The sequence below is a fragment of the Mucilaginibacter sp. L196 genome, from assembly GCF_009765905.1.
Lineage (GTDB): Bacteria > Bacteroidota > Bacteroidia > Sphingobacteriales > Sphingobacteriaceae > Mucilaginibacter.
On sequence record NZ_LMUO01000015.1, the window covers coordinates 92,219 to 108,739 of the forward strand.

A 16,521-nucleotide genomic window follows, 5' to 3' on the forward strand; every position below is an offset into this window, starting at 1 on the left:
GGAAAAGCGGCCTCGTATTTCCAATAATCTACATATATTACACTTAAATCTACTCCGTTTAAGTTTATATTAAAATTATGGACAGGATTAATGGTTTGACTACTCAAATCACTCATTACGGCATTATCATTTATCACAAGGCCATTATAATTTGATGCGGTTGAACCATCTGTTGCGTTCTGCAAGGTTAGTATATTAGGATGGAATGATTTTGCAACGCCATTTTCAGTATACGAGATCGTTATACTATCACTTTTTGAAGTGACCATACTTTTACCGTCTTTGCCTATAATTTCCATATTTATTGGCAACGGTAAAGTTGTTTTGCTAATTATACATGATAGCAGAGCAAGCATGATAGTTATTTTTTTCATAAATACTAAATTATGGGTGAATATTATAAGTCATAGCTGCATTATATTGAAAAACTTCTGTTATATCACCGTTTTGAACTGTCCAATCGTTTATATTATACCAGCCGTCTACATCGGAAGGTTCGCCGGCTTCATTCCATCCCCAATTCATGTGTAATGTAACGAATGACTCACCGTATTCAGGGCCTGTAGGGCCATACATACAATAAGTAAATGATGATTCATTATATCCGTCACAAACCCATTCATGCCCATCATCACCCCAGTTCCAATATAAGAAGGGGTGATTATCTGTTGACGCGGACAGCAGTACGGGTTGACCGGCATTTAAGTTAACTTGAACTTTATTTTCATCATAACTACCTTCTGAAGATGAACTATAATGAAAAGTATTTTTTAATGCTGTTGTACATGAAATTGGCGGATCTAGAAATCCATCTACAGGATTTGATCCATTATCATTATATTGCATATCTACCGAATACCCTATATCAAGCATTAATTGTGCTACATCTTGATTACCAGGATAATTTATAGGTTCAAAATTAGAAACTATAGGCATGATATTCCAATTATAGTTAGATGGATATTTCCAGTAATACATTACCTGTGCCATAGCGGTAGCTACACATCCTGTGGGGGTATGCCCTGCAGAATACTGTCCAATCGGGCAAAGGTAATTGTATGGCTCTCCTTGTGCCCAGGCGGTTTGCAATAAAGGGCCTACAATATAATCAGAATTAGTTGGCTGGCAGGTAACAGCAGGTACATTATCCACGCTTTTACTATTAGTTGTGCTTGATGTTTTAACTTTTAGTTCGCTCCAATATTCCGCCACAGCTGGTGGTACCTTTAGCTTGGTATTATTACGTACTAACTGCATATTTTTATGATTTACAACAAGCCAGTTAGCTAACCCAACAGGTAATTTGCCTGTATGCGGAAATAACCATCATTTGAATAAGCTAAAACAGGTTCCACCCGTTTGTCTGCGGGCATCACCAAATAACCACCTCCAACATAGTTGAAAATATAATAAGAGGGGTTTATATTATCAGGTACGGCAAGGCTATCTAATACTTGTTTTTGAGAAAGGTCTGATATACTATTAACAGATTTTTTGGCGATAATATCACTTACCAAATGGCTATGATTAATTTGCCTGGCTGCAGTGCCTGCAGTTGTAAATGTCACCAGGTTACTATCTTGTTGCATCTGATTATTAACTATGAGTTTAACATTTGACTCTTTTTTACAAGAAAATGTAATTAGTGTTACAGAAAATAGAATGATTAATAAAATCGTTTTTTTTTAATTGGGTTAGAATTCATTAGTTGTTAAGGGTTAGGCTTAAACAAATATAGAATATTTATTAAGCAAACAAATATTCTATTTAATAAACTATATTAGAGATGGCAGTATTGGGCTGTTAATTGTAACTATTTTACCGTATTTTTGCACAAAATATAAGGTGCAGCATGATAACGGTATCCAATCTCTCTTTACGCTACGGCAAACGAACATTATTTGAAGAAGTTAACCTGAAATTTACCCAGGGGAACTGCTATGGTATTATCGGTGCTAATGGTGCAGGAAAATCAACGTTCTTAAAAATTCTTTCAGGCGATATTGATCCTACAAGCGGATCGGTAAGCTTTACCCCTGGTGAGCGCATGGCGGTGTTAAGTCAAAATCACTATGCTTTTGACGAGTTTCCGGTAATTGAAACCGTGATGATGGGCTACAAAGAGATGTATGCCATAATGAAGGAAAAAGATGCTATCTACCTAAAAGAAGATTTTACTGATGCTGATGGCGAACGTGCAGGCGAACTGGAAAACCTTTTTGCCGAAATGGATGGCTGGAATGCGGAAAATAACGCCGCAACCATGTTAAGCAACTTAGGCATTAAAGAAGATTTCCATTACAAACTGGTTAAGGAGTTGGATAATACGCAAAAAGTACGTGTATTATTAGCCCAGGCCCTTTTTGGTAAACCCGACATATTGCTACTGGATGAGCCTACCAACGATTTGGACATCCACACCGTTAGCTGGCTGGAAGATTTTCTATCTACCTACGAAGCGATTGTACTGGTAGTATCGCATGATAGGCACTTCTTAGATACTGTTTGTACCCACGTGGTAGATATTGATTTTGCCAAGATGACCATCTACACTGGTAATTACTCTTTCTGGTACGAATCAAGTCAATTGGCATTGAAACAACGTTCTGATCAAAATAAAAAGACAGAAGACCGTGTAAAAGAACTTCAGGAATTCATCAGGAGGTTCAGCGCGAATGCATCTAAATCTAAGCAAGCTACAAGTCGTAAAAAGGCTTTGGATAAGATCAATATTGAAGAGATTCAACCATCAAACCGTAAATATCCGGGAATCATCTTCAATAATCTTGGGCGTGAAGCAGGTGATCAGATTTTACAGGTTGAAAATTTAAGCAAAACATTAAATGGCGAAGTTTTATTCGCTAATATTAATTTCACGGTAAATAAAGGTGACAAAATTGCCATGCTGTCTCAAAACAGTTTAGCAACCACCGCTTTATACGATATTTTAACAGGCCGTGATACGGATTACAAAGGCACTTTTAAATGGGGTGTAACCATCAACATGGCTGATATCCCTATGGATAATACTGAATATTTCGCGGGAAAAAATGACAACTTGATAGATTGGTTGCGTGAGTACTCACCGGGCGAAAAAGATGATCAGTTTATCCGTGGATTTTTAGGCCGTATGTTATTTTCAGGCGAAGAAGTTTTGAAGAAAAGCAATGTACTTTCGGGTGGTGAAAAAATGCGCTGTATGTTTAGCCGCATGATGCTGCAACAAGCCAACCTATTGATTTTTGACGAGCCAACCAATCACCTCGATTTGGAATCAATTACCGCGCTTAATAACGGCATGAAGGATTTTAGAGGAACAATTATGTTCACCTCACGAGATCATGAATTAATAGAAACCGTGGCAAACCGCATTATTGAACTAACTCCGGCTGGTTATATTGATAAACTAATGGATTATGATGAATACATCAACAGCGATGTTGTACAAAAGCAAAAAGATGAGCTGTATGCTTTAGCATAAGCTTTTATTATGAATTATAATTTATGAATGAGTTTACTAAAAACCCTGGCCTGCAAGCCGGGGTTTTTAATTATTTATAAACTATCGTCATTACGAGGTACGAAGCAATCTCTATGCTATACAGAGAGATTTGCAAGATCGAACATCCTATGTAGAGATTGCTTCGTACCTCGCAGCAATGACGTTTTGTTTTGTGTTTATTCCTGTAAAAAATATCCCAACAAAAAAGGCGCTCAATTGAGCGCCTTTTTTGTTGGGATACAGGCTTGGGTTTAGTATATGCTAAACTCAACACGACGGTTGATTTGACGGCCTTTATCAGTTTTATTTGTAGCAATAGGATTTGCTTTACCATAACCTTCAGCTGTTATTTTTGAAGGATCAACACCTTGTTGTGCAAGGTAAGTTTTAACAGCTTCTGCACGGTCTTTTGATAATTTCAAGTTAGCAGCAACTGAACCTACGTTATCGGTATAACCAGCTAATTTCAAGTTAAAGCCTTTGTTAACTAAAAGTTGTGCTAATTTGTTTAAGCTTTCGTCAGAGTGATCGCGGATAGTTGATTTGCCAAAATCAAATTCAAGGTTTTTAACAGCTTCGTTAACCACTTCCTTGTCTTGTTGGGTTACGTAAACCTTAACATCTGGTTTTTTAACCGGTAGTGGGCATCCTGAGCCATCAACTGCTACACCTGCTGGTGTGTTAGGGCATTTGTCGAATACATCAGGTACACCATCGCCGTCAGAGTCAACAGTTAATTTAGCAAGATTAGCATTTGTAGTATTCAAATCACCTCTTAATCTTTCATTAGCTGCTCTTTCACGATCTAATTGAATTTGTAACCTTTGGTCACTCATTAAGTATTCATCGCGCATTGAATTAACGGGGTTATAGGTAGCCATTTGTGGTTTATGCTTGTTACCTAAAGCAAATTCCAAACCTACGTGGCCATATGAAAATCTGTCGTTATTATTACCTACAACAGTTCCATCAAAATCATCAGCATTAACAAAGTTAACCTGGTAACCTAAATCAATATTTACACCTGTGGCAACATTAATTTTAAAACCTGCACCTACAGGCAGATAAAAATCATGCTCTTTATTACCAGTAAATGTACCGTCGCTATTAGTAACAGTAGCAGTGTAGCCCATTTCGCCACCACCAACACTTACATAAGGTTGTATAAAGCTTTTCTTATTGGCCCAATCAATATTAGCAATATTGAAAGTCGCCATCAAATCAACTGCATAACGTAGCTTAGTACTAAAAGCACTATAAGTACCATTTTGCTGATCTGCTTGTGTTACAGCGCCACTAACCTTGCCTCCAAGGTAATCAGCCTGGATACCAAAATCAGGCAATATTTGGTCTTTAATGTAACCACTGTAACCAAATTCCTGGTGCGGTGATCTGTAATCTTGCTGACTTGGAGCAAAAATGGTGTATGGCGTTAACACGCCACCTTCAACACCAATTGACCATGTACGAAGGCCGCCATGTGAAAATGGTTGCACATAATTTTTATCAGTCATTGTGGTATCAGGAGTTTGTGCGAAAAGTTTACCTCCTACCATAATTCCTGTCAAGAGTAATGAGGCTTTTTTAAATTTTGATTTCATATCAATTGTTTTTAAGTGAGTTTCTTCCTTTTTATTTGCAGGAATCAACTCTTGCTTAAAGGCAATTGTAATGCCAGTGAATATTTTTATATAAATACCACACCCAACCAACTATTAAAACATAAGCTAATCGTTTGATTGATACAGCTTTTTTAGTTAAAAAGCTCGATTAATAACTGTTAAATAATGTTAAAATTGCGAGTATTACAAAGCAATATATTGATCCCAAAAGTGTACACTTTTGTATTCAAATTGCTAATTTCATCAGAATTTCATACTTAAATTACGATTCCGCTAACATTACCTCCAGTATTATATTATTAATTAATAATATAATAACTAAACTAATTGTATAGAAAATAAACGATAACCCCAGCAAGAAAAGTATTATACTGCCGGATGCACTAATACGGAATATTTGATCTCCGCTCCTGCCTTCTCCAATGTAGCAGCCACAGAGCAATATTTAGTAACAGAAAGATCAACTGCTTTTTGGGCTTTATCAGGGTCGATATCGCCATAAATATGAAACTCAATATTAATATCCTGCCATAATGATGGCTCTTTTCCAGCCTCACGATCGCCGTTTACAATCATTTTGTAATCCTTAACATCCTGGCGTTGCTTTTTTAATATGCCGATCACATCAATTGCAGAGCATCCCGCCAAACCCATCAATAGCATTTGCATTGGGCGTACGCCAAAATCCAGACCGCCACTTTGTGGATTGCTGTCCATTTTTACAATATGTCCGTTTTCATCTTTGGCTTCAAAGCCATAATCACCACTAACACGCGAAAGCTCTATTTTAGGCATAACAATATTTTATAATAATATACTAATGTAGGCATTACTACAGGTTTAACAATTTTATCAATTGATTTATGATATTATGCTGAGAAAACAATGTCTCAAACAACAAAAGCCCCTATTACTAAAGGCTTTTGTTAAATTCTATAATAAATAATGATTTATTCAATCGTTACTCACCAGTTCACTCAATATTAGTTTCCTAATTCCGACATGAATTTTATGCGCATCAGCTGTACTTCTTCGCGTGTATAATCATCGCTTCCCAGTTCAACCAAGGCATCATCTATTGAATCAATTTCTGCCGAGCGGAAATAATCAAATACCTCCTCCTGCTTATCCTCATCAATAACCTCATCAATATAATAGTTCAGGTTAAGCTTAGTCCCCGAATTTACAATGGTTTCCACCTCTTTCAATATCTCCTCATAGCTTAACCCTTTAGAAGCCGCGATGTCTTCCAAGTTCAAATGCCTGTCGATATTTTGGATGATGTATACTTTAAGTGCCGATTTATTAGCAGCACTTTTAATAACCATATCTACCGGGCGGTCAATGTCATTATCCTCCACATATTTCTTGATCAAATCAACAAACGGTGCACCAAATTTCATTGCCTTACCAGCTCCAACTCCCGAAATATGTTTCATCTCCTCGATATTGATCGGGTAATGCGTACACATTTCTTCTAAAGATGGATCCTGAAATACCACAAATGGTGGCAAACCTTTTTGTTTAGCGATCTTCTTACGCAGATCCTTAAGCATTTGCAGCAACTGGGCATCCAGGGCACCTCCGCCTCCTTTAGGGCCATCTTCTGAATCATCATCATCAACAGCCTCAATAGGGCTGTTTAATGTAAAGCGGATGGTGTATGGATTATCTAAAAACGAGTTGCCTGTGCGTGTTAAACGCAGCAAACCGTATTGATCAATATCCTTAGACAAAAAATTATTCAACAATGCCTGGCGCAAAAGGGAGTTCCAAAGATTTTCGCCTTGTTCCTTACCTGCACCAAAGGCATCCAATAAATGATGCTCGTAATTATGGATCTGCGCATTGTCCTGCCCCATCAAAATACTGATGATGTGGTGGTCATCAAACTTCTCGCCTATTTGCTTAATCAGGCTTAATGCGCGGTGCAAATGTTCTTCGCCGTCAAAATAAGTTTTTGGCGCGCAGCAGTTATCGCACATGCTATTGCAGCCTGCCTCGTTAAAGTTCTCGCCAAAATAATGCAACAACTGTTTGCGGCGGCATACTGATGCTTCAGCATAGTCAATAACTTCCTTCAATATCTGTGTACCTATCTCGCGTTCGGCAACAGGCTTATCCTTCATGAATTTTTGAAGCTTGTCAATATCTTTCTGTGAATAGAAAGCTACGCAAACACCTTCGCCACCATCTCTGCCAGCGCGGCCGGTTTCCTGATAATAACCTTCCATGCTTTTAGGCACATCATGATGTATCACGTAACGAACATCAGGTTTATCAATCCCCATCCCGAAGGCTATGGTTGCTACAATAACATCCACATCCTCCATCAAAAATTTATCCTGCGTATCTGCTCTTACCTTTGGATCAAGGCCTGCATGGTATGGCAGTGCTTTAATACCGTTTAAATTAAGTACTTCAGCAACCTCTTCCACCTTTTTACGGCTCAAGCAGTATATAATGCCCGATTTACCCTGATTTTGCTTAACAAACTTGCATATCTCTTTTATCACATTGCGTTTTGCACGCACTTCGTAAAAAAGGTTTGAACGGTTAAATGAAGATTTAAAGATAGTGGCATTGTTCATTTGCAGGTTTTTTTGAATATCCTGCTGAACTTTAGGAGTAGCGGTAGCGGTTAAAGCGATGATTGGGATATTATCGCCAATATTGCTGATAACTTGTCTTATCTTCCGGTATTCAGGGCGAAAATCGTGTCCCCACTCTGATATACAGTGCGCCTCATCAACCGCCACAAATGACACCTGATTTAAGCGTAAAAAATCAATATTTTCTTGTTTTGTTAATGATTCAGGCGCTACATATAACAATTTCGTTACGCCGCTTAAAACGTCATCCTTAACCCTTGCTATATCTGCCTTGGTTAATGATGAATTTAAAAAATGTGCAATGCTGTCCGATCCGCCAAAGGCACGAAGCTGGTCGACCTGGTTTTTCATCAATGCAATAAGTGGCGAGATCACAATCGCTGTTCCTTCGCTCATCAAAGCAGGCAGTTGATAACACATGGATTTGCCACCACCGGTAGGCATTATCACAAATGTATCATTACCCGCAAGTATGTTAGTTATAATCGCTTCCTGCTCCCCCTTAAAATTATCAAATCCAAAAAAGTTTTGGAGATTATCAAAAAGCGACTTCTTAGTCTCTATCATTTATTTACGTACTTCTATTGTGTGTTTTCCTTGAATAGGATTAAAAATAATAATATTTTATCAATAAACGATGAGATTCAACTAAAATTTTATATTGAAATGATTAATCTTTAAAAACAATTTGGCACCCTTAACCATTTTAAAATACGGCTATCAAGGCTTTTAATTTATTTAATTTCAATTAATATTATTTTTACAGAATATTGTACATTTTTGCGGCCTTGTATGCAATTAAAATTTTTCCCTACAAATGAATAAAAATTATTATGCCATCATCATGGCAGGAGGTATCGGGAGTCGTTTTTGGCCCATCAGCAGAACATCGCATCCAAAACAGTTTATTGATATACTGGGTACCGGCAAAACATTGATACAAAACACTTACGAGCGTTTTTTAAAGGTTTGCCCTAAAGAAAATATTTATGTTGTTACCAACGAAAATTATACCAGCCTTGTAAAAAAACAACTGCCCGATATGGGCGATGACCAGATTTTGACCGAGCCTGTAATGCGCAACACCGCGCCGTGCGTGGCTTATGGTTGCTTTAAAATTGAAAGCTTAAACCCCGATGCCGCTATTGTTGTAGCACCCTCAGATCATTTAATATTGGATGAGAATGCTTTTATCAGCGCTATTGAGAAGTCATTACAAACAGCCTCGGCTCATGATTGCCTGATAACGTTGGGCATTAAGCCATCTCGCCCTGATACGGGTTACGGTTATATCCAATATACGGATAATGCACTTAAAAACGACTTCTTCAAAGTAAAAACATTTACTGAGAAACCTACATTGGAAATTGCCAAAACCTTTTTACAAAGCGGCGATTTTTTATGGAACGCGGGTATATTTATCTGGTCGGGAAAAGCTATTGTTAAGGCTTTTGGCCAGTACCTGCCCGACATGAACGAGATTTTCGCAGATGCAAGAGCGGTTTATAACACTGCAGACGAAAAGAAACACATCCACAACGCTTACCAGCAATGCACCAACATATCAATTGATTATGGCATTATGGAAAAGGCTGATAACGTGTATGTACTACCATCAGAATTTGGATGGAGCGACCTGGGTACCTGGGCATCCATATACGACCTTGCCGACAAGGATTATGTAGGTAACGCCGTTATCCCGTCAGAAAAAGTGATCATGTACGATTCATCAAACTGTATGGTAAACGTACCCGGCGAAAAGCTGGTGATATTACAAGGATTGCATGATTTTATTGTAGTTGAATCAAACAACTCGCTACTTATCTGCCCCCGCGACCAGGAGCAAAACATTAAGCAGGTTGTTGCTGATGTGAAGCAGAAATTCGGAACGAAGTATATTTAAGGCTTAGATATTTCCCTTGTCATTCTGAGCGCAGCGAAGAATCTATCCGCGAGTTTACACCGTACAGATTCTTCGCTCCGATCAGAATGACATTTTTGTTAAAGTCAGCACATAAGGGCTTTTTTCACCTCTTTATCGCGCAGCGAAAGGTCGACCAGCGCAGCGTAGTCGGGTGAGTAGACTATGCGGTTTTACATTAGCGTGTTGACTCACCCGGTCATCGCTAAGCCGCTTGACCTTACCCTCTCTTCCGCAAGCGGTAAAGAGGGATTTGAGGAAATCTTTTTTCCCTTTCTAAAGAGAACCTAATCTCCAATCAACCAATCACTAATTAACCGTGGAGCGTTGTCTTATCGCCTCATAAACAATCACCGCTGTCGATACAGAAACATTTAACGATTCAATCTCCCCAAACATTGGGATCTTAGCCAAATGATCGGCAATCCTGATAATATCATTACGGATACCATCTTCTTCCGAACCCATTATAATAGCCGTTGGCGCGGTATAGTCAGGCGCATAAATATTCTCTTTAGTTTTTTCGGTACAACAAACCAGTTGCAAACCTGATTCCTGTAAAAACTTCACCGTTTGCATAAAATTATCGTGGCGACATACCGGTATCTTGTATAAAGCCCCTGCCGATGTTTTAATCGCATCAGGATTTATTTGCGCCGAACCTTTAGCAGGGATAACAATAGCATGCACACCCGCGCATTCTGCGGTACGGGCAATGGCACCCATGTTCCGTACATCGGTAATGGCATCTAGCACCAAAATCAAAGGCACCTCACCTTTTTCAAAAATCTGGGGGATAATATCCTCCACTTTTTGATAGATGATTGGCGAAATATAAGCAACAACGCCTTGATGATTTTTCATCGTCAGGCGGTTCAGTTTTTCAACCGGCACCAGTTGTGCTGTTATGTTGTACTCAACTGTTAATGCCCTCAATTCGTTAAGTAGCTCGCCGCCAATGCCTCTCTGGATATACAAAGATTCAATCTCTTTACCGGCACGTATGGCCTCAACCACCGCCCTTATACCAAAAACCATTTGATTGCTTTCGCGAACTTCCCTGCTATTATAAGCCATTATATATTTTTAAATAAGTCTGCAAAAATAGCCATATTAATTAACTTTGCACTGCGCAGGATGATGCTGTTTACATTTATCTATTTTTAGATAAATAAGCAAAACTATTTTATTAACACTATGCATAATTTACTGTATATTAGTTACTTAATAGGCTTAATAAATAATTATTAACATTCGACTGTTAATTAAATGTTTTGATTTTTTTGGTAACGGGGGCATTTAGCCCATCAAAATAAAAAGATTTAAACTATTGGTACATCCGCGTTTTTTTAGCATATTTTTGTTCTCCCATGATAACTGATAACGATAACCAAAATAAACAATTCGAACGCCGTACCCGGGTAACCAGCCCAACACCTTATGCTGGTTTGGGTAAATTACCGCCGCAGGCAACCGACCTTGAAGAAGCCGTATTGGGCGCTTTAATGTTGGAAAAAGATGCCCTTTCGTCTGTTATCGATATATTAAAAGGTGAGGTTTTTTATGATGCAAGGCACCAGAAAATATTTAAAGCCATCCACCTGTTATTTGAGAAATCATCACCTGTAGATATACTTACCGTAACAGCCCAGTTACGCCAGTTAGGCGAGCTGGAAATGATAGGCGGCGCTTATTACATTACCGAGCTAACTAATCGTGTGGCTTCGGCAGCAAACATCGAGTTCCACTCACGTATCATTATCCAAAAGTTCATCCAGCGCGAGCTGATCCGTATATCGACCGAAGTAATCAACAGTGCTTACGAGGATACCTCGGATGTATTGGATTTACTGGATAAAGCGGAAAAAAACCTCTTCGAGATCGCTCAGAATAACCTTCGTCGTGATTCGCGCAAGATGGATGATTTGATACACGAGTCGTTAAAAGAAATTGAAGCATTAAAAGATAAAAAAGACGGCTTAACAGGTGTGGCATCAGGATTTACGGATCTTGACCGCATGACCTCGGGCTGGCAAAAATCAGATTTAGTGATCATCGCTGCCCGCCCTGCAATGGGTAAAACAGCCTTCGTACTAACATGCGCCCGTAATGCCGCTGTTGAGTTTAACAAACCGGTTGTAGTATTTTCACTCGAAATGTCGTCTGTTCAATTGGTTAATCGTCTAATATCCGGTGAAACCGAAATTGAACAGGAAAAGATCCGTAAAGGAACTTTAGAAGAATGGGAATGGGCACAGATCCACTCCAAGATTGGCAGGCTTGAGCAAGCACCGCTGATTATTGATGATACCCCCGCACTAAATATATTTGAATTCAGGGCCAAATGCCGCCGTTTAAAATCACAACACGATATCCAGCTAATCATCATTGACTACTTGCAGTTGATGCAGGGTAAAGCCGATGGTAAAGGCGGAGGTAACCGTGAACAGGAGATCGGTAGTATATCCCGTGCACTGAAATCGGTTGCTAAGGAGTTAAACGTACCAGTGATCGCGCTATCGCAATTAAGTCGTGCAGTTGAAACCAGGCCAGGTGGCGCTAAAAGGCCAATGCTATCGGATTTGCGTGAGTCTGGTTCTATTGAACAGGATGCGGATATGGTGCTATTCTTATACCGCCCTGAATACTATGGTTTAACTGAAGACGAGGACGGTAACCCAACAAATGGTGTGGGTGAAGTTATTATAGCCAAGCACCGTAACGGTGAAACCGGTGTTGTGCGACTGAAATTTGTTGGTAAGTTTGTTAAGTTCACCGACCTTGACCAGGGAGGTGATGGCTTTGCACCACCAAATGCATTCGCTGGATTAAATCCTTCACAGGATTTTGAAAAACCAAGCAACTTCATCATACGCCCATCAAGAATGGATGATATGGATGATGAGCAATCGCCGTTTTAATGTAAGATTAGAAGCTGTCTAAAAATTATAAACTATCGTCATTGCTGTAAGCGAAGCGTGGCAATGACGCTTTGTTTATGTTAAAACACCAACCCCAATACTATCCCAATAATAATTACAACAGGTGTTTTTATTTTGGTGAAGTATAGCAGCAATGCCGTACCTATCATTAAAACATAGGCCAACCAATCGGTACCAAAAGGTTTAGCCAGCAGGATAAACGCTGTCGCCATAAACCCTACTGCTACAGCATTAATACCACTTAATGAGTTTTTTATGCGGGTTATCTTTTTCAGATCTTCCCAAAACGGAACAATAAAAAGTATCAATATCAAACCGGGTGTATTAATACCGATTACGGCTACAATGCTGCCAATGATTTGTCCGCCGATGCCATAGCCCTTATTGCCCATGGTAACCCCACCTAAAAACGAAGTAAAGGAAAACGTTGGCCCCGGCAACATCTGCTGTAAAGCATAACCTGATAAAAACTCGGAACTTCCCAGGTAGTGCTTCAATTCTACAAACTCTGTATACATCAACGGCACTAGCACTTGCCCCCCACCAAAGATTAATATCCCGTTTCGATAAAAATTCTCAAACAAACGTATCGGCAAGCTAAATGGCGAGGTTTGATTTATAATTGCCCCAAGCACAGCGAAAAACAACAATATACCAATAAAATAAGCCACTTTGTTAGGGTTAACATTGGCAAACAACTTTACCCGAAGTTCATTTTCCTGATGATGTGTTTCTTTGGCAGATGAAATAATACCGCCCATCAATATTAACAATGGGAAAGCATACGGATTTTGCAGTAACAACGTAACAATCAATGATCCTATAGCCAGCATCGTGCTCACCTTCGATGTTAAAAACTTATTGGCAAAAGTGTAGGTAGCATATGCCACAATCCCCACCGCAATTGGCTGAACGTAATGCAGGATATTGGTAAACTTAGCCTGCCCTGCAAACATCTTATAACTGATGGCAGCCATACACATAATAACTGCCGATGGTAATATCCAGATTAAAAAAGTAAGCAAAGCCAAACGCAGCCCTCCTACCTTCCAGGCGACACCCACCAGGGTTTGGGTTGATGATGGCCCCGGTAGCAATTGCGATAGCGCCACAAGCTCCATTAACTCCTCCTCGCTGATGTAATTACGCTTCTCTACAAACTCGCGCAGCAAAATAGCTACGTGTGCCTGCGGGCCGCCAAAAGAGGTAAAAGTATAAACAGTAGCATCGCGGATAAAAAGTAGCTGGCGTTTTTTCAAAGCTTGTCAGTAGATTAATTCATCATCATCATCATCATACAAGCCGGTCAGTTCGTTATAAACCGCCTGCAATTCCGAAAAAGCATGATTATCCCGTTTCTCACGGGCTATCTTCATACCTTTTTCATAAGTAGCTATCGCATCTGGTTTGCGGTTTAGCGCCTCGTACAATTTCCCTAAATGATAATAGGTACCCACATAGGTCGGATGGTTATTCACCAAATCCTCGTAATACTCCAGTGCCTTCGTGCTATCATTTAGCCTAAGGTATTCTGTTGCCAGTGCATATTTTAAAAACTCATCTTCCGGTTCGTTTTTTATAAACTCCAATAGCTTTTCTAATCTGCTTACCTGCATTTTAAACTCTCTCTATTTTAATTAAATTTGCACAAAAGTAAATTTAGTAATAACAACAAGCAATTGAATAATGCTATCAGGCCAAATTTGTATATTGCGGAAGTAATTTTGCTGCTACAATATAAGTTTTTAAAGCTCATATTGTTATAAACAAATAAGCCAAAGTGCGGTTTTAATCCGTAGTTGATGTAGTTTTAGGCAATACTAAAGTATTTGAGTATAAACTCCATAAAAATCTGGATCTGTTGTGATGGGTAATAACATGAAAAAAATAAAACTGGATATTGTAGGTTTATCATATAGTCAAACCCAGTCTGGTGCGTATGCTTTAGTTTTGGGCGAAGTTAGCGGCAGGCGCAGGTTACCCATCATCATTGGCAGTTTCGAGGCCCAGGCCATCGCTATCGAAATTGAAAAAATGACCCCTAGCCGCCCCCTAACCCACGATTTGTTCAAGAGCTTTGCTGATGCTTACCACATTGTCGTTCAGGAAATTATTATTTACAACCTGGTTGATGGTATATTTTACTCAAAACTAATCTGCTCCGACGGTAAAAAATCCATTGAAATTGATGCCCGTACATCTGATGCTATTGCAGTTGCCGTAAGGTTCGATTGCCCGATTTATACTTATGAATTCATCCTTTCAACCGCGGGTATCGTAATTGAAGGTAACGATTTTGTTTACCTTGAAAATATTAATGAAACCACTGAAGAAAAAACGGTAACCGCCTCATCTGGCGCTTCCCCTGCCGGATTTACCTCATTAAGCACCGACGAGTTAAAAACCAAACTACAGGAAGCCCTGGCCGAAGAAGCCTACGAAAAAGCAGCCAAAATAAGGGATGAACTTAACAAGCGCAAAGCATCCTAAACATCACCGTTTATTTTCTTATTAATTCCGCTTTTTATTTAATTTGCTTCTATCAATAGCTAATTCCGGCTATATGCTAAAGGTCTTTTTGATTTCGCATTAATTTCACTACTTTCAGCATTAAATTAACTGAATACTATTTATTAAAACCAGGTACTGTATGAATATTAAGTTTCGCTTAATACTGATGAATTTTATGCAATATTTTATATGGGGTGCCTGGCTACTCACAATAGGCGCTTACTGGTTTCAAAATAAAGGATGGTCTGGCGCGCAATTCGGCGCTATTTTTTCAACCATGGGTATTTCGGCCATATTTATGCCTGCCCTCACAGGTATCATAGCCGACAGGTTTATCAATGCAGAAAAGCTATATGGCACATTACATATTCTAGGTGCGGCAACCTTGTTTGCAATACCATTGGTAACCAACCCTACCACATTTTTTTGGGTGATATTGCTGAACATGATATTCTATATGCCAACACTGTCACTATCTATTACAGTCGCCTATTCAGCATTAAAAAGCGAGAATAAAGATGTGGTAAAAGATTACCCGCCAATACGCATTTGGGGCACCATAGGCTTTATTGCTGCGTTGTGGGTAGTAAGCCTTTCCCATAGCGAAACTACTGTTAATCAATTCTACATCGCGTCAACAGTTGCTTTGGCATTGGGCATATACTCATTCACACTACCTAAATGCCCACCGCTTCTATCCAAAATAACTAACAAATCGTTTGTTAATTCATTAGGCCTAAATGCGTTTTCGCTTTTCAAGACACCCAAATTCGCTATCTTTTTTGCTTTCTCGCTTCTTTTAGGCGCGGCTTTACAGCTTACTAATGCTTATGGCGATACTTACATTCACGATTTTAATAGTGTACCCGCATATAAAGATCTGATCGCGGTAAAATATCCTGCTATTATCATGTCTATATCCCAGGTATCCGAAACACTATTCATCCTGGCTATTCCTTTCTTTCTGCGTAAATTTGGGATTAAGTATGTAATGCTGTTCAGCATGTTAGCCTGGGTATTGCGCTTTGGCTTATTTGCCTATGGCAACCCGGCCGGTGGATTATGGATGATCATACTATCATGTATAGTGTATGGTATGGCCTTTGACTTTTTCAATATCTCGGGTTCGTTATTTGTTGAAACACAAACCACACCCGAGATACGGGGCAGCGCGCAAGGTTTATTTATGATGATGGTTAACGGGTTTGGTGCCTTGTTTGGCAGTTTTACCAGCGGCATCCTGATCGATAAGTTTTTCACCCTTCCCGATCACACCAAAAACTGGCATGGCATATGGCTTTGTTTTGCCAGCTATGCCTTGGTTATCGCTATCATTTTTCCTTTTGTATTCAGATATAAACACAATTTGGCTGTTGGACATGCCATCCAAAACGTTTAATTTGCATAATAA

At 39.2% G+C, this 16,521-nt stretch carries 14 protein-coding genes; 5 read left to right on the forward strand and 9 right to left on the reverse strand.

Annotation, left to right across the window (positions count from 1 at the left end; translation table 11 throughout):
• The 3 genes from GSQ74_RS11405 to GSQ74_RS11415 all read right to left on the reverse strand — a co-directional run.
• A partial coding sequence (locus GSQ74_RS11405; RefSeq protein WP_158993325.1) for a hypothetical protein occupies positions 1–374 on the reverse strand: 374 nt, incomplete at its 3' end.
• Between the two features lie 10 nt (positions 375–384).
• A complete protein-coding gene (locus GSQ74_RS11410; RefSeq protein ID WP_158993327.1) occupies positions 385–1,257 on the reverse strand; it encodes a C10 family peptidase in 873 nt (290 codons plus the stop codon).
• 29 nt (positions 1,258–1,286) lie between these two features.
• On the reverse strand, positions 1,287–1,589 hold the full coding sequence (locus GSQ74_RS11415) for a Spi family protease inhibitor (RefSeq protein WP_158993329.1): 303 nt from the start codon (positions 1,587–1,589) through the stop codon (positions 1,287–1,289).
• Positions 1,590–1,852: 263 nt separating this feature from the next.
• Between GSQ74_RS11415 and GSQ74_RS11420 the strand changes: the two genes are divergently transcribed.
• Positions 1,853–3,481, forward strand: a complete 1,629-nt coding sequence (locus tag GSQ74_RS11420) for an ABC-F family ATP-binding cassette domain-containing protein (RefSeq protein WP_158993331.1) — start codon at positions 1,853–1,855, stop codon at positions 3,479–3,481.
• A 272-nt stretch (positions 3,482–3,753) separates the two neighbouring features.
• On the opposite strand, the gene GSQ74_RS11425 is transcribed toward GSQ74_RS11420, so the two are convergent.
• The 3 genes from GSQ74_RS11425 to recQ all read right to left on the reverse strand — a co-directional run bounded on the left by GSQ74_RS11425 (position 3,754) and on the right by recQ (position 8,300).
• Positions 3,754–5,103 (reverse strand): OmpA family protein, encoded by a 1,350-nt coding sequence (locus tag GSQ74_RS11425; RefSeq protein ID WP_158993333.1) that lies wholly within the window; start codon positions 5,101–5,103, stop codon positions 3,754–3,756.
• A 387-nt stretch (positions 5,104–5,490) separates the two neighbouring features.
• Positions 5,491–5,919: an OsmC family protein gene (locus GSQ74_RS11430; protein WP_158993335.1), complete on the reverse strand. Its 429-nt coding sequence runs from the start codon at positions 5,917–5,919 to the stop codon at positions 5,491–5,493.
• Positions 5,920–6,107: 188 nt separating this feature from the next.
• Positions 6,108–8,300 carry a DNA helicase RecQ gene (gene recQ / locus GSQ74_RS11435; RefSeq protein WP_158995163.1) on the reverse strand — a complete coding sequence of 731 codons (2,193 nt, stop codon included), beginning with the start codon at positions 8,298–8,300 and terminating at the stop codon, positions 6,108–6,110.
• 253 nt (positions 8,301–8,553) lie between these two features.
• Between recQ and GSQ74_RS11440 the strand changes: the two genes are divergently transcribed.
• Positions 8,554–9,639: a mannose-1-phosphate guanylyltransferase gene (locus tag GSQ74_RS11440; protein WP_158993337.1), complete on the forward strand. Its 1,086-nt coding sequence runs from the start codon at positions 8,554–8,556 to the stop codon at positions 9,637–9,639.
• A 327-nt stretch (positions 9,640–9,966) separates the two neighbouring features.
• Here the strand turns inward: GSQ74_RS11440 and rlmB are convergent, their stop codons facing one another.
• Entirely contained in the window at positions 9,967–10,734 is a 768-nt protein-coding gene (gene rlmB / locus GSQ74_RS11445; RefSeq protein WP_254060868.1) for a 23S rRNA (guanosine(2251)-2'-O)-methyltransferase RlmB, read from the reverse strand.
• A gap of 293 nt (positions 10,735–11,027) precedes the next feature.
• Between rlmB and dnaB the strand changes: the two genes are divergently transcribed.
• Entirely contained in the window at positions 11,028–12,578 is a 1,551-nt protein-coding gene (gene dnaB / locus GSQ74_RS11450; protein ID WP_158993339.1) for a replicative DNA helicase, read from the forward strand.
• An 80-nt stretch (positions 12,579–12,658) separates the two neighbouring features.
• On the opposite strand, the gene chrA is transcribed toward dnaB, so the two are convergent.
• Together chrA and GSQ74_RS11460 are read right to left on the reverse strand one after the other, a co-directional pair.
• Positions 12,659–13,858: a chromate efflux transporter gene (chrA, locus tag GSQ74_RS11455; protein ID WP_254060869.1), complete on the reverse strand. Its 1,200-nt coding sequence runs from the start codon at positions 13,856–13,858 to the stop codon at positions 12,659–12,661.
• A 6-nt stretch (positions 13,859–13,864) separates the two neighbouring features.
• Positions 13,865–14,215 carry a tetratricopeptide repeat protein gene (locus GSQ74_RS11460; protein WP_158993341.1) on the reverse strand — a complete coding sequence of 117 codons (351 nt, stop codon included), beginning with the start codon at positions 14,213–14,215 and terminating at the stop codon, positions 13,865–13,867.
• Positions 14,216–14,477: 262 nt separating this feature from the next.
• Between GSQ74_RS11460 and GSQ74_RS11465 the strand changes: the two genes are divergently transcribed.
• Both GSQ74_RS11465 and GSQ74_RS11470 read left to right on the forward strand, forming a co-directional pair.
• Positions 14,478–15,089 carry a bifunctional nuclease family protein gene (locus GSQ74_RS11465; RefSeq protein WP_158993343.1) on the forward strand — a complete coding sequence of 204 codons (612 nt, stop codon included), beginning with the start codon at positions 14,478–14,480 and terminating at the stop codon, positions 15,087–15,089.
• Positions 15,090–15,249: 160 nt separating this feature from the next.
• Positions 15,250–16,509: a nucleoside permease gene (locus GSQ74_RS11470; protein WP_158993345.1), complete on the forward strand. Its 1,260-nt coding sequence runs from the start codon at positions 15,250–15,252 to the stop codon at positions 16,507–16,509.
• The last annotated feature ends 12 nt before the right edge of the window (positions 16,510–16,521 follow it).